Annotated in this window: 14 protein-coding genes; 13 read left to right on the top strand and 1 reads right to left on the bottom strand. The window is 61.8% G+C overall.

Annotated features, from left to right (window positions below):
* Positions 1-2: 2 nt before the first annotated feature.
* The gene (locus HU725_RS03455; RefSeq protein WP_060478619.1) at positions 3-1175 is read right to left on the bottom strand and encodes a pyridoxal phosphate-dependent aminotransferase; all 1173 of its coding nucleotides are present in this window, start codon (positions 1173-1175) and stop codon (positions 3-5) included.
* 211 nt (positions 1176-1386) lie between these two features.
* On the opposite strand from HU725_RS03455, the gene dksA reads away from it, so the two are divergent.
* From dksA to HU725_RS03390, 13 genes are all read left to right on the top strand, one after another.
* On the top strand, positions 1387-1833 hold the full coding sequence (gene dksA, locus HU725_RS03450; protein ID WP_060478620.1) for an RNA polymerase-binding protein DksA: 447 nt from the start codon (positions 1387-1389) through the stop codon (positions 1831-1833).
* A 63-nt stretch (positions 1834-1896) separates the two neighbouring features.
* The gene (gluQRS, locus tag HU725_RS03445) at positions 1897-2784 is read left to right on the top strand and encodes a tRNA glutamyl-Q(34) synthetase GluQRS (protein WP_186478841.1); all 888 of its coding nucleotides are present in this window, start codon (positions 1897-1899) and stop codon (positions 2782-2784) included.
* 241 nt (positions 2785-3025) lie between these two features.
* A complete protein-coding gene (locus HU725_RS03440; protein ID WP_003250005.1) occupies positions 3026-3202 on the top strand; it encodes a hypothetical protein in 177 nt (58 codons plus the stop codon).
* Positions 3186-6161 (top strand): sensor histidine kinase, encoded by a 2976-nt coding sequence (locus HU725_RS03435; protein WP_186478842.1) that lies wholly within the window; start codon positions 3186-3188, stop codon positions 6159-6161. The genes HU725_RS03440 and HU725_RS03435 overlap by 17 nt, the downstream gene beginning before the upstream one ends.
* Positions 6162-6165: 4 nt before the next feature.
* Entirely contained in the window at positions 6166-7608 is a 1443-nt protein-coding gene (locus HU725_RS03430) for a sigma-54-dependent transcriptional regulator (protein WP_060478623.1), read from the top strand.
* A 761-nt stretch (positions 7609-8369) separates the two neighbouring features.
* Positions 8370-9761 carry a polynucleotide adenylyltransferase PcnB gene (locus HU725_RS03425; protein WP_060478624.1) on the top strand — a complete coding sequence of 464 codons (1392 nt, stop codon included), beginning with the start codon at positions 8370-8372 and terminating at the stop codon, positions 9759-9761.
* A complete protein-coding gene (gene folK, locus HU725_RS03420) occupies positions 9758-10237 on the top strand; it encodes a 2-amino-4-hydroxy-6-hydroxymethyldihydropteridine diphosphokinase (protein ID WP_186478843.1) in 480 nt (159 codons plus the stop codon). The genes HU725_RS03425 and folK overlap by 4 nt, the downstream gene beginning before the upstream one ends.
* Positions 10238-10499: 262 nt before the next feature.
* The gene (gene panB / locus HU725_RS03415; RefSeq protein WP_186478844.1) at positions 10500-11300 is read left to right on the top strand and encodes a 3-methyl-2-oxobutanoate hydroxymethyltransferase; all 801 of its coding nucleotides are present in this window, start codon (positions 10500-10502) and stop codon (positions 11298-11300) included.
* The gene (panC, locus tag HU725_RS03410; protein WP_186478845.1) at positions 11297-12160 is read left to right on the top strand and encodes a pantoate--beta-alanine ligase; all 864 of its coding nucleotides are present in this window, start codon (positions 11297-11299) and stop codon (positions 12158-12160) included. Before panB ends, panC begins: the two co-directional genes overlap by 4 nt.
* A 151-nt stretch (positions 12161-12311) precedes the next feature.
* A complete protein-coding gene (gene pgi / locus HU725_RS03405) occupies positions 12312-13976 on the top strand; it encodes a glucose-6-phosphate isomerase (protein WP_186478846.1) in 1665 nt (554 codons plus the stop codon).
* 130 nt (positions 13977-14106) lie between these two features.
* Positions 14107-16041: an acetate--CoA ligase gene (gene acs, locus HU725_RS03400; protein WP_186478847.1), complete on the top strand. Its 1935-nt coding sequence runs from the start codon at positions 14107-14109 to the stop codon at positions 16039-16041.
* Positions 16042-16083: 42 nt separating this feature from the next.
* Positions 16084-16953, top strand: a complete 870-nt coding sequence (locus HU725_RS03395; protein ID WP_186478848.1) for an oxygenase MpaB family protein — start codon at positions 16084-16086, stop codon at positions 16951-16953.
* A gap of 80 nt (positions 16954-17033) precedes the next feature.
* A complete protein-coding gene (locus HU725_RS03390) occupies positions 17034-19970 on the top strand; it encodes a DUF748 domain-containing protein (protein ID WP_186478849.1) in 2937 nt (978 codons plus the stop codon).
* Positions 19971-20006 lie beyond the last annotated feature (36 nt).

The following is a 20006-nucleotide window of genomic DNA, read 5'->3' as shown; positions in this document are numbered from 1 at the left end:
CGTTAGCCCTGCCAGCTGCGCAGGCCACGGGCGATGCGCTCCACCGCCTGCTCCAGGCGCGGCAGGCTCTGGGTGTAGGCAAAGCGTACATGGTGCCCGGCCAAGTGGCGGCCAAAGTCCAGGCCCGGCGTGAAGGCCAGGTGTTCGGTTTCCAAAAAGTGCTGACAGAACGCGAACGCGTCACCGCCGAAGGCGCTGATATCGGCATACAGGTAGAACGCCCCCTGCGGTTCCACAGCGATGCGAAAGCCCAATTCACGTAACGCAGGCAACAGATAGTCGCGTCGACGAGCGAATTCAGCCCGGCGTTCCTCGAAAATCGCCAACGTTTGTGGCTGGAAACACGCCAGCGCAGCATGCTGAGCCATGCTCGGGGCACTGATGTAGAGGTTTTGTGCCAGCTTTTCCAGGTCGGCAACAGCACCGGGCGGCGCTACCAGCCAGCCAAGCCGCCACCCGGTCATGCCGAAATACTTGGAAAAACTATTGAGAACGAACGCCGAGTCGTCCACTTCCAGTACGCTCGGCGCATCCATGCCGTAGGTCAGGCCGTGGTAGATCTCGTCCACTACCAAATGGCCATGACGCTCATGGGTTGCCTTGGCCAGGCTAGCCAGTTCATCGCGCCCAAGCACCGTGCCAGTCGGGTTGGCCGGCGAGGCGACCAAGGCACCGACGCTGTCCTTGTCCCAGTAGCGTCCGACCAGGTCGGCTGTGAGCTGGTAATTGACCTCCGGCCCCACTGGCACCAACTGCGCCCCGCCTTCGACCAGGCGCAGAAAATGGCGGTTGCACGGGTATCCAGGGTCGGCCAACAGCCAGTGCTTGCCCGGATCTACCAGCAGACTGCTGGCCAGCAGCAACGCGCCCGAACCACCCGGCGTGACCAGAATTCGCTCGGGGTCGATACCCAGGCCGTAACGCTGGCCATAAAAATCGGCGATCGCCTCACGCAGCGCCGGCAACCCACGAGCGGCAGTGTAGCGAGTGTGCCCGGCAGCCAGCGCGGCCTGGCCGGCGGCGACGATCGGTGCAGCGGTGGTGAAATCCGGCTCGCCGATTTCCAAGTGGATCACATCATGCCCGGCCGCTTGCAGCTCGTTGGCACGCGCCAGCAAAGCCATGACGTGGAAGGGTTCGATGGCGCGGCTGCGCGCACTGTAAGGGTGGGCCATGACCTTCTCTCAAATGGGGCTAAACTGTTGATTCTACCTGTGCACGGCAGCGAACGTGCGGCGCGTGCCGCTGTCAACACCTAGGATCGGGCCGGGGTAGCGCACCCCCGATCTATCTGGTAAGTTCGGCGGCTCGCAGTCGCAGGGCCGGCGGGTGCCGGAGATGGAGCAGCCTGCGCATTGGATCAGATGAGTGAGAGGCGGTCTATTCATGTCCACCGTAGAAAAGCAAAAAACCGGTCAGACCATGTACGGTGTCGAGCCCTATAAAGAGACCAAGGGCGAGGAGTACATGGGTGAGCCCATGAAGAAGCACTTCACCAAGCTTCTCAACGCTTGGAAAGGCGAGCTCATGCAGAGTGTCGACCGCACTGTAGACCACATGAAGGACGAAGCTGCGAACTTCCCGGACCCGGCCGACCGGGCCAGCCAGGAAGAAGAGTTTGCCCTGGAGCTGCGCAACCGCGATCGCGAGCGCAAGCTCATCAAGAAGATCGACAAGACGTTGCAGAAGATTCAGGACGAAGAGTACGGCTGGTGTGACTCCTGCGGTATCGAGATCGGCCTGCGCCGCCTTGAAGCCCGCCCTACTGCCGACCTGTGCTTCGACTGCAAGGAAATTTCCGAGAAAAAGGAAAAGACTGTCGGCAAAGGCTGATCGTCAAACCACCCAAACGGGGCGCTTATTGCGCCCCGTTTCATTTATATGCCCGGCAATACCATGAAAGACTCCCGATACATCGGCCGCTTCGCCCCTACCCCAAGCGGGTTTCTGCACTTCGGCTCGCTGGTCGCCGCCCTCGCCTCCTGGCTGGATGCACGTGCGGTGGATGGCCGCTGGCTGTTGCGCATGGAAGACACCGACCCGCCGCGCGAAATGCCCGGCGCCCGCGATGCCATCCTGCAGACCCTGGAGCGCTACGGCCTGCACTGGGACGGCGAGGTGGTTTACCAGAGCCAACGCCACGAGGCTTATGCGGCAGTGGTAGAGCGCCTGTTCAACATGGGCCTGGCTTACGCCTGTACCTGTTCACGCAAGCAGCTCGAAGGCTACGACGGCATCTACCCGGGCTTTTGCCGCAACGCAGGGCATGCCCGCGAAGGGGCGGCGATCCGGCTGCGGGTGCCTGAACTGCTCTACCGCTTCACTGACCGCGTGCAGGGTGAATTCCAGCAGCATTTGGGGCGGGAGGTGGGCGATTTCGTGATCCAGCGGCGCGATGGGCTGTATGCCTATCAACTGGCAGTGGTGTTGGACGATGCCTGGCAAGGCGTCACCGATATCGTGCGCGGCGCCGACCTGCTCGACAATACCCCACGGCAGCTTTACCTGCAGGAGCTTTTGGGCTTTTCCCAACCGCGCTACCTGCACATTCCCCTGATCGTTCAACCCGACGGGCACAAGCTGGGCAAGTCGTACCGTTCACCGCCCTTGCAGGCCGAGCATGCGACGCCATTGCTGTTACGCGCACTGCGGGCCCTGGGCCAGGACACCACCCCTGACTTGCTGCTGGCAACGCCCGCCGAAGTGCTGGCGGTAGCGCGTCAGCAGTGGAGGCCAGAGGCAATTGCCCGAAAGGCCACGGTGCCAGAGGCTGACTTGCATTGAGACGGATGCGCCCCCTTCGCGGGTGAACCCTCTGTTGCAGGGCTTGCACAGTTGTGAGGTGCGAGTTACCCCCTCAGAGCGGGTTCACCGTTGAAGGGGGCGCCCAGGTCACACATTCTCGAAATCAAAAGTCGAACGAATTCAAACTCTTGGCCAATGCCATGGATTCCCGCTAGCATCCCCCCAGCCAATTGCGCCAATAATAACGCCAACCCCGCAGCGCCCAACCATCGAGGCCAGCATGTACATCTATCGTTTGGTCCTGCTTCTGGTCGTGGGGATCTATCTGTTCTCACCGGCCATCATGGACTGGTGGATCGAACCGACCGGTGCCTGGTACCGCCCCTACCTGCTCTGGCTGATCCTGATCGTCGTCACCTTCATTCTGCAGAGCCAACGAGATGCCGATGAGCTTTAGCCTGACCCAGATGATCCTGATCAGCGCCGCGTACCTGATGGTGCTGTTCGGCGTGGCCTGGATCAGCGAGCGTGGGCTGATCCCGCGGTCGATCATACGCCACCCGCTGACCTACACGCTTTCGCTGGGGGTCTACGCCAGTGCCTGGGCCTTCTATGGCTCGGTAGGCTTGGCCTATCAGTATGGCTACGGCTTCCTCGCCTGCTACCTGGGGGTATCGGGCGCCTTCCTGCTGGCGCCGGTGCTGCTGTATCCGATCCTCAAGATCACCCGCACCTACCAATTGTCGTCGCTGGCTGACCTGTTGGCATTTCGCTTTCGCAGCACCTGGGCTGGCGCGCTGACCACGATCATCATGCTGATAGGCGTGCTACCTCTGCTGGCCCTGCAGATCCAGGCGGTGGCCGATTCGATCAGCATCCTCACGGGGGAACCCGTCAAAGCACGGGTTGCCTTTGCCTTCTGCGTACTGATTGTTCTGTTCACCATCTTCTTCGGCTCGCGCCACATCGCCACCCGCGAGAAACACGAAGGCCTGGTGTTCGCCATCGCCTTCGAGTCGGTGATCAAGTTGCTGGCCCTGGGCGGCGTCGGCCTGTATGCGCTTTATGGAGTGTTCGGGGGCCCCCATCAGTTGGAAGTGTGGCTGCTGCAGAACCAGACGGCCCTGGCGGCGCTGCACACCCCATTGCAGGAAGGCCCCTGGCGCACCTTGCTGCTGGTGTTTTTTGCCTCGGCCATCGTCATGCCGCACATGTACCACATGGCCTTCACCGAAAACCTCAATCCACGTTCGCTGGTCAGCGCCAGCTGGGGCCTGCCGTTGTTCCTGCTGCTGATGAGCCTGGCAGTGCCACTGGTGCTGTGGGCAGGCCTGCGCCTGGGCGCCAGCACCAACCCCGAGTATTTCACCCTGGGCCTGGGCATCGCCGCTAACAACCAGGCGTTGGCTTTGCTCGCCTACGTAGGCGGGCTGGCATCGGCCAGCGGGCTGATCATAGTCACCACCCTCGCCCTCTCGGGCATGGCCCTGAACCACCTGGTGCTGCCGCTGTACCAGCCACCGGCCGAAGGCAACATCTATCGCTGGCTGAAATGGACGCGCCGCGCGCTGATCGTGGCGATCATCACCGCAGGGTTCGTTTTCTACCTGACTCAGAGCAACCACCAGAGCCTGGCCAACCTGGGTATCGTGGCATTCGTCGCTACTTTGCAGTTCCTGCCTGGCGTGCTGTCGGTACTGTACTGGCCGACCGCCAACCGCCGCGGCTTCATCGCAGGCCTGCTGGCCGGGACCTTCGTGTGGATGGCGACCATGCTGCTGCCGCTGCTGGGCAACCTGCAAGGGTTCTACATTCCGTCACTGGACATGATCTATGTGCTCGACGACACCAGCTGGCACATGGCGGCCATCGCCTCGCTGGCGGCCAACGTCTTGTTGTTCACGCTGATTTCGCTTTTCACCAACGCCAGCAGCGAGGAAGTCAGTGCCGCCGAAGCCTGCGCAGTGGACAATGTACGCCGCCCACAGCGCCGCGAACTGCATGCTGCCTCACCCCAGGAATTCGCCACCCAGCTGGCCAAGCCGCTGGGCGCCAAGGCTGCGCAGAAGGAAGTCGAGCAGGCCCTACGTGACCTTTACCTGCCATTCGACGAGCGTCGCCCCTATGCCTTGCGCCGCCTGCGCGACCGTATCGAAGCCAACCTCTCGGGCCTGATGGGGCCGAGCGTTGCCCAGGACATGGTCGAGACCTTCCTGCCTTACAAATCTGGTAACGAAAACTACGTCACCGAAGACATCCACTTCATCGAAAGCCGCCTGGAAGACTACCACTCGCGCCTCACCGGCCTGGCGGCCGAACTCGATGCCCTGCGCCGCTACCACCGTCAGACCTTGCAGGAACTGCCCATGGGCGTCTGCTCGCTGGCCAAGGATCAGGAGATCCTGATGTGGAACAAGGCCATGGAAGAGCTGACCGGCATCGCCGCCAAGCATGTGGTCGGCTCACGCCTGATGACCATCGGCGAGCCGTGGCGCGGCCTGCTGCAAGGCTTCATCAACGTTCCCGACGAGCACCTGCACAAGCAGCGCCTGGCACTCGATGGCCAGCCGCGCTGGTTGAACCTGCACAAGGCGGCCATCGACGAGCCGCTGGCACCGGGCAACAGCGGCCTGGTGCTGCTGGTCGAAGACCTTACCGAGACTCAAGCCCTGGAAGACAAGCTGGTGCATTCCGAGCGCCTGGCCAGCATCGGCCGGCTGGCTGCTGGGGTGGCCCACGAAATCGGCAACCCGATCACCGGCATCGCCTGCCTGGCGCAGAACCTGCGTGAAGAACGCGAAGGCGATGGCGAGATCATCGAGCTGTCCAGCCAGATCCTCGAGCAGACCAAACGTGTCTCGCGCATCGTCCAGTCGCTGATGAGCTTCGCTCACGCAGGTGGTAGCCATCAGAACAGCGAAGAACCCGTATGCCTGGCCGAAGTGGCGCAAGACGCCATTGGTCTGCTGGCATTGAACCGGCGCAATTTCGAAGTACAGTTCTTCAACCTCTGTGACCCAGACCACTGGGCCGAAGGCGACCCGCAACGCCTGGCGCAGGTGCTGATCAACCTGCTTTCCAACGCCCGCGACGCCTCGCCGCCGGGCAGCGCCGTGCGGGTACGCAGCGCCGTCTGCGAACACACCGTCGACCTGATCGTCGAGGACGAAGGCAGCGGGATACCCAAGAGCATCATGGACCGCCTGTTCGAACCGTTCTTCACCACCAAGGACCCAGGCGAGGGAACCGGACTTGGGCTCGCTCTGGTCTATTCCATCGTGGAAGAGCATTATGGGCAAATCACCATCGACAGCCCGGCCGACATCGAACGGCAACGTGGCACCCGGATACGCGTGACCCTGCCCCGGCATGTCGTAGCGACGTCCCCTGAAATTCGAGACCGTCGAGAGAATTGAATCAATGCCGCATATTCTGATCGTCGAAGACGAAACCATCATCCGCTCGGCCCTGCGTCGGCTGCTCGAACGCAACCAGTACCAGGTCAGCGAAGCCGGCTCGGTGCAGGAAGCCCAGGAACGCTTCAGCATCGCCACCTTCGACCTGATCGTCAGCGACCTGCGCCTGCCTGGCGCCCCTGGCACCGAGCTGATCAAACTCGGTCAGGGCACGCCGGTGCTGATCATGACCAGCTACGCCAGCCTGCGCTCGGCGGTAGACTCGATGAAGATGGGCGCGGTGGACTATATCGCCAAGCCTTTCGACCATGATGAAATGCTTCAGGCCGTCGCACGCATCCTGCGTGACCGGCAGAGCGCCCCAACGGCGGCGCAAGCACCGGCAGCCGAGCCGCGGGCCAACGGCAAGGCTGCAGCAGCGGACAAACCTGCCGCCGCCAATGGTGAGATCGGCATCATCGGGTCGTGCCCGCCAATGCAGGATCTGTACAGCAAGATCCGCAAGGTGGCGCCCACCGACTCCAATGTGCTGATCCAGGGTGAGTCGGGCACCGGTAAAGAGCTGGTGGCCCGTGCCCTGCACAACCTTTCGCGGCGCGCCAAGGCGCCGATGATTTCGGTGAATTGCGCGGCGATTCCAGAAACCTTGATCGAGTCAGAACTGTTCGGCCACGAAAAAGGCGCATTCACCGGTGCCAGTGCTGGCCGCGCAGGCTTGGTAGAGGCGGCCGACGGTGGCACCCTGTTCCTCGACGAAATCGGTGAGTTGCCGCTCGAAGCCCAGGCTCGCCTGCTGCGCGTGCTGCAGGAAGGCGAGATCCGCAGGGTCGGCTCGGTTCAGTCGCAGAAAGTCGACGTGCGCCTGATTGCCGCGACCCACCGTGACCTTAAAAACCTGGCCAAGGCCGGGCAGTTCCGTGAAGACCTTTATTACCGCCTTCACGTGATTGCGCTGAAGTTGCCGGCGCTGCGCGAGCGCGGCAGTGACGTCAACGAAATTGCCAACGCTTTCCTTGCACGCCAGAGTGCGCGCATCGGTCGGGACGACCTGCATTTTTCCGCCGAAGCCGAGCAAGCCATTCGTCACTACAGCTGGCCGGGTAACGTGCGCGAATTGGAAAACGCCGTGGAGCGCGCAGTTATCCTCAGCGAGAGCGCGGAAATTTCCGCAGACATGCTGGGCATCGATATCGAGCTGAGCGACCTGGAAGAAGACGACATTCTCGACAACGCCCTGGCCGCAGCCAGTGCCAGCAGCGCAAGCCATGAGCCCACCGAGGATTTGTCGCTGGAGGATTACTTCCAGCACTTCGTGCTCGAGCACCAGGACCACATGACCGAAACCGAGTTGGCACGCAAGCTGGGTGTCAGCCGCAAATGCCTGTGGGAACGGCGCCAGCGCCTGGGCATCCCGCGGCGCAAGAGCAACGCAACCAGCGATAACTGAGCGGGGCTCAAGCCCCTGCGCCTGTGAGATCGCGCGCCGCCCGCGCGGCGCTCGATTTCACAACCGCTAGAAATGTCACGCAAGCCCTCTCGTAACCCCCACCCCCACATAAATCTGTTACCCAACCTTTCCGACGTAACAGTTCCCGAGGCGTACGGTAACGAAATTTCTACATTTCCTGCCGTTGAAAAAGCCAAGAATCCTTCCAACCCCTTGATTTCATTGGGTTTGCAAAAGTTGGCACGGCACCTGCTATATGTCTGGTACAAGAACAATAACAAGCATAGCAACTCAGAATAAGAACAAGACGAAACGGCTCACGCACAATAAAAACAAGACGGCGGAGGCGCAGCTAACTGATTCTTTTGGAGAGGATGCGTGTTTGGGGCTTGCCCCACGACCAGGCAGAGAACAACAAAAACTGCACTTAAAAGCAGCGCCTGAACTGGTTGGATCGAAAGGTCAACGTGACATCAGCGGCCAAAGCAATCCGTTTGCTCTTAACCCCTGGATTGGGGGTCGTCCACAAGCTTCGAGATTTGTGGGCAGGGCACTCAACAAAAACAAGAAGCCCAGTCGAAAAATAATAAGAGCACGCAACGACTTCTTGGGGAGCTTAGGCTCCCCTTGTCGTTTCTCCCTCCTTGCGCAGGGCTTCCTGCGACCGCCTACACCATTCCCCGAGTAAATGCTAGAATCCCCGCCCATCATGCGGCCATTCTCCTATTGTTGGCCGAACATTCCTTCAAACAGTGCATCCCATGCTGAAGAAGCTGTTCCAGTCGTTCCGCCCTCCCGTACCGGGCCAGCACCACAGGCGCACTACGCCTGAGGTGATCAACAAAAGCCAACATTCGCTGCAGCGCCACCAGTTCAGCCGGCATGCGGTGAACATCGTCGAGCGCCTGCAAAGTGCGGGCTACCAGGCCTACCTGGTTGGTGGCTGCGTCCGCGACCTGATGCTGGGCATCACGCCCAAGGACTTCGACGTCGCCACCAGTGCCACCCCCGAACAGGTCCGTGCCGAGTTCCGTAACGCGCGCATCATCGGCCGGCGCTTCAAGCTGGTCCACGTGCATTTCGGCCGTGAGATCATCGAAGTCGCCACCTTCCGTGCCCATCACTCCGAAGACGACCAGGGTGACAGCCACCGTTCGTCGCACAACGCCAGTGGTCGCATACTGCGTGACAACGTATACGGCACCTTGGAAGAAGATGCGCAGCGCCGCGACTTCACTATCAATGCCCTTTACTACGACCCGGTCAGCGAGCGCATCCTGGACTACGCCAACGGCGTTCATGATGTGCGTAACCGCCTGCTGCGTCTGATTGGCGACCCGACTCACCGCTACCAGGAAGACCCGGTACGCATGCTGCGTGCTGTGCGGTTCGCCGCCAAGCTGGATTTCGGCATCGAGAAGCACACGTTCCAGCCGATCCGCAAACTGGCGCCTATGTTGCGCGAGATACCGCCTGCACGCCTGTTCGAGGAATGCCTGAAGCTGTTCCTTTCGGGGCAAGGGGCAATGGCCTTCGAAATGCTGGTCGACCTCGAGTTGTTCGAGCCGCTGTTCCCAGCCAGTGCTCACGCCTTGGACGAGCGTCCGACCTATACCCACACCCTGATCAGCCAGGCATTGAGCAACACCGACCTGCGGGTCAAACAAGGCAAGCCGGTCACCCCTGCCTTCCTGTTCGCGGCTCTGCTCTGGCCTGCCTTGCCAAGCCGTGTGCTGCACCTGCAGAGCCAGGGCGTACCGCCCATTCCAGCCATGAACGGTGCGGCCCATGACCTGATCGCCGAGCAATGTGCGCGCATTGCCATACCCAAGCGCTTCACCCTGCCGATTCGTGAAATCTGGGACATGCAGGAGCGCTTGCCCCGTCGCAGTGGTAAGCGTGCAGACCTACTGCTGGATAACCCGCGCTTCCGCGCCGGCTACGACTTCCTGCTGCTGCGCGAAAGCGCTGGCGAGCAAACCGATGACCTCGGCCAGTGGTGGACGGATTACCAGGAGGCCAACGACAGTGAGCGGCGCGAGATGATCCGCGAGCTGGGCAGCCGTGACGAAGGCGGCGCGGGCACGGCTCGCAAACGCAAGCGCAGTGGCGGCAAGCGCAAGCGCAGCGGTGGTGACGAGGCCTTCGAGTGACCACCCGCGCCTTCATCGGCCTGGGCAGTAACCTGGACGCCCCGGCCGAGCAACTGCGCAGCGCCCTCCAAGCGCTGGACAAGATTGACGGCACTGGGCTGGTAGCGGCATCGGCCCTGTATACCAGCGACTCACTGCTGCCCGGCCAACCGCGCTACACCAACGCCGTCGCGGCACTGGACACCACGCTGGCGCCACTGGCTTTGCTCGATGCTCTGCAAGTCATCGAAAACGATCAGGGCCGCGTGCGCAAAGAGCGCTGGGGCCCACGCACGCTGGACCTGGATATCCTGCTGTACGGTGACCAGGTCATCGACGTACCCCGCCTCAAGGTGCCGCATTACCACATGCATGCCCGCCCTTTCGTGCTGTACCCCTTGGCCGAGCTGGTGGCGAGCGACTTCTGCCTGGCCGATGGCCGTACCCTCGCCCAACTGCTCGAAGCCTGCCCGTTCGTCGGCCTGGAACGCCTGTAAACCGGGCGTTTGAGACATTAGGCAAAGCGCGGTAACGCCAGTAACACCCCGTTAGTAACAATGCGGTAACAGGGTGATTGACTTCCCCCACCTCGCTCACGACTATAGGCGTCCCGTGTGGCACCCCGATGCCACATACCCGTATTTAGGCCCGGACGGACCTGTGCCCGAACATCACACCCGATGATGTGCCGCTCCGGAAGATGACTACACGCGTTGTATGCAGTCGTTTTTCACAGCGCCTGAACGAGGATTTACCTACATGCCTGAAGTAACCCTGACGACCCTCCACGGCCTGAAGGCCAAGGGTGAAAAGATCACCATGCTGACCTGCTACGATGCAACCTTCGCCAAGGCCTGCAGCCAGGCCGGCGTCGATGTGTTGCTGGTAGGCGACTCTCTGGGCATGGTCTTGCAGGGCCATGACAGCACCCTGCCCGTCACCACCGAAGAAATGGCCTACCACACAGCCTGCGTCAAACGCGGCAACGATGGCGCGCTGATCCTCGCCGATCTGCCGTTCATGGCCCACGCGACACCAGAGCAGGCTTTTGCCAACTGCGCCAAACTGATGCAGGCCGGCGCTCATATGATCAAACTAGAAGGCGCTGCCTGGCTGGCCGATACCATCCGCCTGCTGGCCGAACGCGGTGTGCCGGTATGCGCGCACATGGGCCTGACCCCACAGACTGTCAACGTACTGGGCGGTTACAAGGTGCAGGGCCGCCAGGAAGCGCAAGCGCGGCAAATGCGCGCCGACGCCATCGCACTGGAACAGGCAGGCGCGGCAATGCTGCTGCTTGAATGCGTGCCCAGTGAGCTGGCAGCAGAAATCACTCAGGCAGTGAGCATTCCGGTCATCGGCATTGGCGCAGGTAGCGCCACCGACGGCCAGGTACTGGTCCTGCACGACATGCTTGGCCTGTCCTTGAGCGGCCGGGTGCCCAAGTTCGTGAGGAACTTCATGCAAGGTCAGCCAGACATCCACAGCGCCCTCAGTGCCTACGTCACCGCGGTCAAGGGTGTCACCTTCCCTGCAGCCGAGCACGGATTCAGCGCATGAACACAGTCAAGACCGTCCGCGAACTGCGCGCAGCCGTCGCTCGCGCCCGCGGCGAAGGCAAGCGCATCGCCTTCGTGCCGACCATGGGCAACTTGCACAGCGGCCACGCTGCGCTGGTGACCAAGGCAGTTCAACGTGCCGATTTCGTCGTGGCCAGCATCTTCGTCAACCCATTGCAGTTCGGCGCCAACGAAGACTTGGACAAGTACCCCCGCACCCTGGCTGCCGACCAGCAGCGCCTGCTCGATGCCGGCTGCCACCTGCTGTTCGCGCCCACGGTACAAGAGATGTACCCTGACGGCATGGCCGTGCAAACCCGCGTCAGCGTACCTCAGCTCTCCGAAGGCCTTTGCGGCGCCAGCCGGCCAGGCCACTTCGAAGGCGTGGCGACCGTGGTCAGCAAGCTGTTCAACATGGTCCAGCCAGACCTGGCCGTGTTCGGCGAAAAGGACTACCAGCAACTGGCGGTGATCCGCGCCATGGTGCGCGACCTGAACATGCCGATCCAGATCATTGGCGAGCCCACCGTTCGCGCCGAAGACGGCTTGGCGCTGTCTTCGCGCAACGGTTACCTCACCCCTGAACAGCGGACCACGGCGCCGGTCGTGTATCGCACCCTGAGGCAGATCGCCGATGCGCTTGGTCGCGGCCAGGTAGATTTCGACGCACTGATCGAGCAAGGCAAGGCCGACCTTATCGCCGCCGGGCTGCGCCCGGACTACTTGGAGGTGCGCCACGCAGTCAATCTGCGCCCGGCCACTTTTGGCGACCGCGACCTCGTCATTCTGGTAGCTGCTTATTTAGGCAACACCCGGCTGATCGACAATCTCTACCTGCATCTGGACGAAAAAACCGCATAACGGTCAGGGGGTGCCGTGCCGCCCATGGCCCCCCTAAAAACCCCCGCCTCCCCATTCCCTGCACGCGCCCTTTGCCTATAATGATGGCCAGTCTGAACCCGGCAATGAGTGCCCTGTCCAAGGCTCACCACGCATCAAGGAATTCCGTGCAATGGCGTATTACCGTACACCCCACGATGTGACGGCCCTGCCTGCCTGGCAGGCCCTGCAGAAACACCGCCAAGCCATGCAAGGCTTCAGCATGCGCGAAGCCTTCGCCGCCGATGCAAAACGTTTTGATGACTTCTCGCTGAGCTCCTGCGGCCTGTTTCTGGACTATTCGAAAAACCTGATCACCGACGAAACCCGCACGCTGCTGGTAGCGTTGGCAGAGCAGGTCGGTTTGCAGGATGCAATCAAATCGATGTTCAGCGGCGAGATCATCAATGCCTCCGAAGGCCGCCCGGTGCTGCATACCGCACTGCGCCGCCCGGTAGGCGACAAGCTCAGCGTCAACGGCGTCAACGTGATGCCGGAAGTGCACAAGGTGCTCAACCAGATCACTGAACTGGTCGGCCGCATCCATGACGGCCTGTGGCGTGGCTACAGCGAAAAACCGATCACAGATGTGGTCAACATTGGCATCGGCGGTTCCTTCCTAGGCCCTGAGCTGGTTTCCGAAGCCCTGCTGCCCTACGCTCAACGTGGCGTGCGCTGCCACTACCTGGCCAATATCGACGGCAGTGAGTTCCATGAGCTGTCGGCCAACCTGCGTGCTGAGACCACCCTGTTCATCGTCTCGTCGAAGTCGTTCAACACCCTCGAGACTCTGAAAAATGCCATTGCCGCACGTACTTGGTACCTGGCCCAGGGCGGCTCGGAAGCCGAGCTGTATCGCCACTTCATCGCCGTATCCAGCAACAAGGCCGCGGCCGTAGCCTTCGGTATCCGCGAAGAAAACATCTTCCCGATGTGGGACTGGGTCGGTGGGCGCTATTCGCTGTGGTCGGCCATCGGCTTGCCGATTGCGCTAGCCATTGGCACCGCCAACTTCAAGGAGCTGCTGTCCGGTGCCTACACCATGGACCAGCACTTCCAGACCGCCCCGTTCGAGAAGAACATGCCGGTACTGCTGGCCTTGCTGGGCGTCTGGTATGGCAACTTCTGGGGCGCCAGCAGCCACGCGATCCTGCCGTACGACCACTACCTGCGCAACATTACCAAGCACCTGCAACAGCTGGACATGGAGTCCAACGGCAAGAGCGTGCTGCAGGACGGCACCCCGGTGAAAACCGAGACCGGCCCAGTGATCTGGGGCGGTGTGGGCTGTAACGGTCAGCACGCCTACCACCAGCTGTTGCATCAAGGCACCCAGTTGATCCCCGCCGACTTCATCGTGCCAGTGGTCAGCTTCAACCCGGTGGCCGACCACCATCAATGGCTGTACGCCAACTGCCTATCGCAGAGCCAGGCGCTGATGCTGGGCAAGACCCGCGAAGAAGCCGAGACGGAGCTGCGCCAGAAGGGCATGAGCGAGGCCGACATCGAAAAACTCGCTCCGCACAAGGTGATTCCGGGCAACCGCCCAAGCAATACACTGGTGGTCGAGCGCATCAGCCCGCGCCGCTTGGGTGCGTTGGTGGCGATGTACGAGCACAAGGTGTTCGTACAGAGCGTGGTCTGGGGTATCAACGCCTTCGATCAGTGGGGCGTCGAGCTGGGCAAAGAGCTGGGCAAGGGTGTGTACCAGCGCCTGGTCGGCAGCCTGGAAGACAGCGCCGAAGATGGCTCCACCCAGGGCCTGATCAACTACTTCCGCGGCCGTCATCGCGGTTGACCGACAGCCTGTTTCGACCCTTTCGCGGGTAACCCTGCGAGAGGGCCGGCACAGGGTGAACACCACCTCCAGCTACACTATCCATCGAATAGCCGTTGCAGTCCCTCCGACAAGAGCAGGACCACCCGCCATGTTCGATATCAAGCAATATCCCCACGCCCTGGCAGTCAGCCAATCGGTAAGCCTCACCCCCGACGAATATCAGCGCCTGTACCGTCAATCGGTCGATGACCCCGACACATTTTGGGCAGAACAGGCCAAGCGTCTGGACTGGGTCAAACCCTGGTCGACGGTGCAGCAATGCGACCTGAACACCGGCAGCGCCCGCTGGTTCGACGGCGGCCAGTTGAACGTCAGCCATAACTGTATCGACCGCCATCTGGCTCAGCGCGGCGAGCAGACTGCCCTGTTGTGGGAGGGTGACGACCCCAAGGACTCGAAAGCTGTCACCTATCGCGAACTGCACCGTCAGGTCTGCCGCTTGGCCAACGCCCTCAAGGCACGCGGGGTGAACAAAGGCGACCGGGTTTGCATTTACATGCCGATGATCCCTGAAGCCGCCTATGCCATGCTGGCCTGCACCCGCATTGGCGCAATCCATTCGGTGGTGTTCGGCGGATTCTCGCCCGACGCGCTGCGTGATCGAATTCTCGATGCCGATTGCCACACCGTGATCACCGCCGATGAAGGTGTTCGTGGTGGTAAACGCATCCCGCTCAAGCACAACGTCGACAAGGCGCTGACCAGCTGCCCAGCGGTCGACAGTGTCTTCGTGGTGCGCCGCACTGGGGCCGGTGTAGCCTGGAGCGAGGGCCGCGACCTCTGGTATCACGAAGCCACCGAGCACGCCGGCGACGACTGCCCGCCAGAGCCAATGCAGGCCGAAGACCCACTGTTCATCCTGTACACCTCCGGCAGCACCGGCAAGCCCAAGGGCGTGCTGCACACCACCGCCGGCTACCTGCTGCAGGCGACCATGACCTTCAAGGTGGTGTTCGACTACCGCGATGGCGAGGTGTTCTGGTGCACCGCGGACGTCGGCTGGGTCACCGGCCACAGTTACATCGTCTATGGCCCCCTGGCCAATGGTGCAATTTCGCTGATGTTCGAAGGCGTACCCAACTACCCGGACACCTCGCGCTTCTGGCAGGTGGTGGACAAGCACCAGGTCAACATCTTCTACACCGCGCCTACCGCTCTGCGCGCCCTGATGCGTGAGGGCTCAGCCCCGTTGCAAGGCACCTCTCGCCAAAGCCTGCGCCTGCTTGGCAGTGTTGGCGAACCCATCAACCCGGAAGCCTGGGAGTGGTATTTCGAAGCGGTCGGGCAAAAGCGCTGCCCCATCGTCGACACTTGGTGGCAGACCGAAACCGGCGGGATCATGCTTACCCCTCTGCCGGGCGATCGCACACTCAAGCCCGGATGCGCCACCCAACCGATGTTCGGGGTACAACCGGCGCTGCTGGACGAACAGGGCAAGCCTATAGAAGGCCCAGGCGCCGGCCTGCTGGTGATCAAGGCCAGCTGGCCGGGGCAGATCCGCAGCGTCTATGGCGACCACCAGCGCATGGTCGACACCTACTTCAAGCCCATGCCTGGCTACTACTTCACAGGCGATGGCGCGCGCCGGGATGCCGACGGCGACTACTGGATCACAGGCCGCATCGATGATGTGATCAACGTATCCGGCCACCGAATCGGCACGGCCGAGGTAGAAAGCGCACTGGTGCTGCACGACAGCGTCGCCGAGGCCGCGGTGGTGGGGTACCCCCATGACCTCAAGGGCCAAGGTGTTTACGCTTTCGTCACCCCCATGAGCGGCATCACACCGGACGATACGCTCAAGGAGAAACTGCTGGCGTTGGTCAGCAAGGAGATTGGCAGCTTCGCCAAGCCCGAGCTGATCCAGTGGGCGCCGGCCTTGCCCAAGACCCGGTCGGGTAAGATCATGCGGCGTATACTGCGCAAGATCGCTTGCAATGAACTGGACACCCTCGGCGATACCTCGACCCTGGCCGACCCGAGCGTGGTACAAGAGCTGATCGATAAACGCCTCAATCAATAGCGGGCCGCCAGCTGCCATGGCCGCCCTGCGACACAGGACGCCATGGAAGCTCTACGCCGCCGCATCGAAACCCAGGTCATGAGCCTTACCGGGCTGGCCCTCGGCCAGCTCGACCTCGAATCACCCAAGGGTGACCCTGGCCTGTTCGGCCCGCACAGCATCAGTTGGCAAGTACATGGCGACTTCCCAAGCATGCTGGTCGGCGGCATCGGTGCCTTGATGCTGCAGCTGTTGCACCCGCTGGCGCTGGCCGGGGTGTGGGACCATTCCAACTTCCGCGAAGACCTGCTCGGGCGCCTGCGCCGCACCAGCCAATTCATTTCCGGGACAACCTTCGGCTCAACCCGCGATGCCGAATGGCTGCTCGACAAAGTGCGCACCATCCATTTGCAGGTAACCGGCACCGCCCCTGACGGCACGCCCTACGCTGCCAGCGACCCAGATCTGCTGACCTGGGTACACGTGGCCGAAGTCAGCAGCTTTCTCGCTGCCCACTTGCGTTACCGCGACCCCCACCTTTCACGTGCCGATCAGGATGCCTATTACACCGAGATCGCCCTGATCGCCGAACGCCTGGGGGCGCGCGATGTGCCACGCTCCTGTCAGCAGGTTGAGGATTACCTGCAACGCATGCGCCCCTCTTTGCAATGCAGTTCACGCAGCCTTGAAGTGGTGGGGATTCTACTCAAGGCGCCTGCTCCAAGCCGGCTCGCCGAGCCTGTCGGCAAGCTGATGCTGCAGGCCGGCATCGATCTGCTACCGGACTGGGCCCAAGCCATGCTCGGCCTGCAACAAGGGCCGCTGCAACGGCGCATGGTCCGCCTTGGCCTGCAGCGCACGGCGCCGATCCTGCGCTGGGCCATGCAAGACGGCTCGGCGCACCGGGCCAGGCGACGCATGGGCATCGAGTGAGGGGAAATCGGCTCGCCGCAGCGGAACCGTTTTAACGTGCCATACTCCAATCACTCCTGCTTGGACAGACGAAGCGACACATGTACAAAGGATTGACTCGCGCCCTTGGCGCCCTGCTGGCTCTGGTCGGCCTCTATAGCCTGCTCGGCTTTCTTGTGGTTCCTGGGGTCGCTTTGCGTGTGGCCAACCAGCAACTGGCCCAGTACGCCACCGTGCCTGCGCACCTGCAACGTGTGGAGTTCAACCCTTTCAGCCTCGAGCTGACGCTGTGGGGCCTGCAACTGGGCGAGCCGGGCAAGGAGCAGGTAGGCTTCGAACGGCTCTACGCCAACCTGGCACTCGACAGTGCGTGGACCGGCGCATTGCACCTGCAAGCCATTGAGCTCGACAAGCCTCGCAACGAGGTGTTGTTCGCCAAGGACGGTACGCTGAACCTGACCCAGCTATTCAAATTACCACCCAGCCAGCCCAAGCCGGATGAGCCCCCCAGCGACCCGTTTCCCCTGCGTATCGGCAGCATCAAGCTCACTGGCGGCTATTTGCATTTCGAGGACCAGCGCCCAAGCGAGCCAATCGAATTCCTCTACGATGACATGAACCTTGAGTTGAAGAACCTCAGCACCCTGCCGGACGACAACGCCGACATGACGCTGGTGGCGCTGAGCCCCAATGGCGGGCGCATCGACTGGAGCGGCACGCTCAGCCTGGCACCGATTGCCTCGCAAGGCACGCTGAAAGTCACCGACGCCAAGATGAAACTGTTCTGGCCCTATGTACGTGATGCCGTGCCTCTAGTGCTCGAAGACGGCGTGGTCAACCTCGACACCCACTACACCCTCAACCTCTCCAAGCAAACCGAGCTGTTGCTGGACAACACCTCGGTAAAAGTCGCCCCATTCGCCATCAAGGCCCCCGATGGTCGCCCCCTGGTGCGCCTGGCCAACCTGCAGGTGAGTGAGACCTCCATCGACCTGGCCAAACAGCGGGTCACCGTCGGCAAGGTGCGCAGTGAAAAACTGGAAACCTGGGCGGCGCTGGAGAAGGACGGTCAACTTGACTGGCAGAAACTGTTCGCCAGCCAGCCTGCGAAGGCCACACCCAAACAGAAGGCGGAACCTGCGGCTGCCGAACCTGCCAAGGATCAACAAGCCGCCAATGCGCCCAGCAAACCCTGGCAGGTGCTGCTCAAGGATGTGCAACTGCGCAACTATCAGGTACACCTGGCCGACCGCAGCCAGCCGGAGCCTGTGACCCTGGATGTCGGCCCGCTGAACATCAACCTGCAAGGCTACGACAGCCTCAACCAGTCACCCTTTACCCTCAAGCTCGATACTGGCGTGGGTAAACAAGGCAAGCTGCAGGCGGACGGTGAGGTTAACCTGGCGCCGGTCACGGCCAAATTGAATGTCAGTACCCGTGATATCGACCTGCGCGTTGCCCAGGCTTACATCAGCCCCTACATTCGCCTGGAACTTCGCAGCGGCATGCTTGCCAGCGATCTGAAGGTCGACCTCAAGGGCACCGAACCGCTGGCCCTCACCGTCGCGGGCAAGGCACACATCAACCAGTTGCACACACTCGATACCATCAAAGGCCGTGATTTCGTCAAGTGGCAGCAAGTCAACGTCGATGGCCTGTCGTATGTGCACGGTGATGCTCTGGCCATCGATAAGGTGACCTTGATGCAGCCGTATGCGCGGTTCATCATCAACGAAGACCGAACCACCAGTGTCGACGACCTGCTGATTCCGCAACCGGCTGGCGCAGCTGCAAGCAGCCCCGCCAAGGCGAGCCAGGCTGCAGCCAGCAAACCGCTCGGCATTCATATTGGCCAAATCGACATTAAAGACGGCTCTGCTAACTTCGCCGACCTGACCCTGACTCCGAACTTCGCCACTGCCATTCAACAGCTCAACGGCCAGATCGGCACTATCGATAACCGTAAGCCGACACCGGCCAAGGTCGACGTGAAAGGCAAAGTCGACCGTTATGCCCCAGTTACCATCAAAGGCGCCCTCAACCCGTTCAACCCGCTGGCCAGCCTGGACATCGCCACCAGCTTCAAACGCGTGGAGCTCACCACGTTGACCCCCTACTCCGGAAAGTTCGCGGGTTTTCGGATTCGCAAAGGTCGGTTGAACCTCGACCTGCACTACCTGATCACCAACGGCCAACTCAAGGCAGAGAACAAGGTGGTGGTCGAGCAACTGCAACTCGGCGAAAAGGTCGACAGCCCGGATGCCGTGGACCTGCCGATTAGACTGGCGATCGCCCTGCTCAAGGACACCCAGGGGCGTATCTCAATCGAATTGCCAGTCACGGGCGATTTGAACAACCCACAGTTCAGCGTCATGCCAATCGTCTGGCAGACGCTGCGCAATCTAGTACTGCGCGCCGCGCAGGCACCGTTCAAGTTCATCGGTGGGCTGATCAGCGGTGGTAGTTCGCAAGACCTCGGCACCGTGGCATTCGCCCCTGGTTCCAGCGACCTTAGTGGGGAAGCCCAGGCGGCACTCAATAAGCTGGCAGCAGCACTCAAGGAACGCCCAGAGCTGCGCCTGGAAATCGAAGGCACCAGCGCCCAGAGCAGCGACGGCCCTTTGATTGCGCAGCAGCGCCTGGAGCGCGAGTACCAGGCTACTTGGTACAAGATTCTGCAGCGCCGTGGCGATAAGGTCCCGGCCAACCCCTCGATGCTCCAGGTCGATGACAGCGACAAACCGGCGATGCTCGAAGGCATCTATCGCACCCGCCTCAAACAGCAGCCACCGGCGGAGTGGGAACAACTGAGCCGCGAGCAACGCACCGCCAAACTACGCGAAGCGGTGATCAAGTCGTGGGCCGAAAGCACCGCGCTGCTTCGTACCCTGGGCCAGGAGCGGGCGAGTAGCATCAAGGACTATCTGGTAGACAAGGGCAAGCTTGAAGATGACCGGGTGTACTTCATCGACACCAGCCTGGGACAAGCCGAGCCTGATGGGCGGGTGATCACGCCGATGCACCTGGACGCAGAGTGAGCCTTGAACCAGGCAGGGGCCTTCGCGCTTACCCAC

The organism is Pseudomonas promysalinigenes (assembly GCF_014269025.2).
GTDB classification, from domain to species: Bacteria; Pseudomonadota; Gammaproteobacteria; order Pseudomonadales; family Pseudomonadaceae; genus Aquipseudomonas; species Aquipseudomonas promysalinigenes.
This window is presented reverse-complemented; position numbering and strand designations above follow the sequence as displayed.

Bases quoted from the DNA above. Each gene is read 5' to 3' on its own strand.
- HU725_RS03455 (WP_060478619.1), bottom strand. From the start codon at position 1,175: ATGGCCCACCCTTACAGTGCGCGCAGCCGCGCCATCGAACCCTTCCAC.
- dksA (WP_060478620.1), top strand. From the start codon at position 1,387: ATGTCCACCGTAGAAAAGCAAAAAACCGGTCAGACCATGTACGGTGTC.
- gluQRS (WP_186478841.1), top strand. From the start codon at position 1,897: ATGAAAGACTCCCGATACATCGGCCGCTTCGCCCCTACCCCAAGCGGG.
- HU725_RS03440 (WP_003250005.1), top strand. From the start codon at position 3,026: ATGTACATCTATCGTTTGGTCCTGCTTCTGGTCGTGGGGATCTATCTG.
- HU725_RS03435 (WP_186478842.1), top strand. From the start codon at position 3,186: ATGCCGATGAGCTTTAGCCTGACCCAGATGATCCTGATCAGCGCCGCG.
- HU725_RS03430 (WP_060478623.1), top strand. From the start codon at position 6,166: ATGCCGCATATTCTGATCGTCGAAGACGAAACCATCATCCGCTCGGCC.
- HU725_RS03425 (WP_060478624.1), top strand. From the start codon at position 8,370: ATGCTGAAGAAGCTGTTCCAGTCGTTCCGCCCTCCCGTACCGGGCCAG.
- panB (WP_186478844.1), top strand. From the start codon at position 10,500: ATGCCTGAAGTAACCCTGACGACCCTCCACGGCCTGAAGGCCAAGGGT.
- panC (WP_186478845.1), top strand. From the start codon at position 11,297: ATGAACACAGTCAAGACCGTCCGCGAACTGCGCGCAGCCGTCGCTCGC.
- pgi (WP_186478846.1), top strand. From the start codon at position 12,312: ATGGCGTATTACCGTACACCCCACGATGTGACGGCCCTGCCTGCCTGG.
- acs (WP_186478847.1), top strand. From the start codon at position 14,107: ATGTTCGATATCAAGCAATATCCCCACGCCCTGGCAGTCAGCCAATCG.
- HU725_RS03395 (WP_186478848.1), top strand. From the start codon at position 16,084: ATGGAAGCTCTACGCCGCCGCATCGAAACCCAGGTCATGAGCCTTACC.
- HU725_RS03390 (WP_186478849.1), top strand. From the start codon at position 17,034: ATGTACAAAGGATTGACTCGCGCCCTTGGCGCCCTGCTGGCTCTGGTC.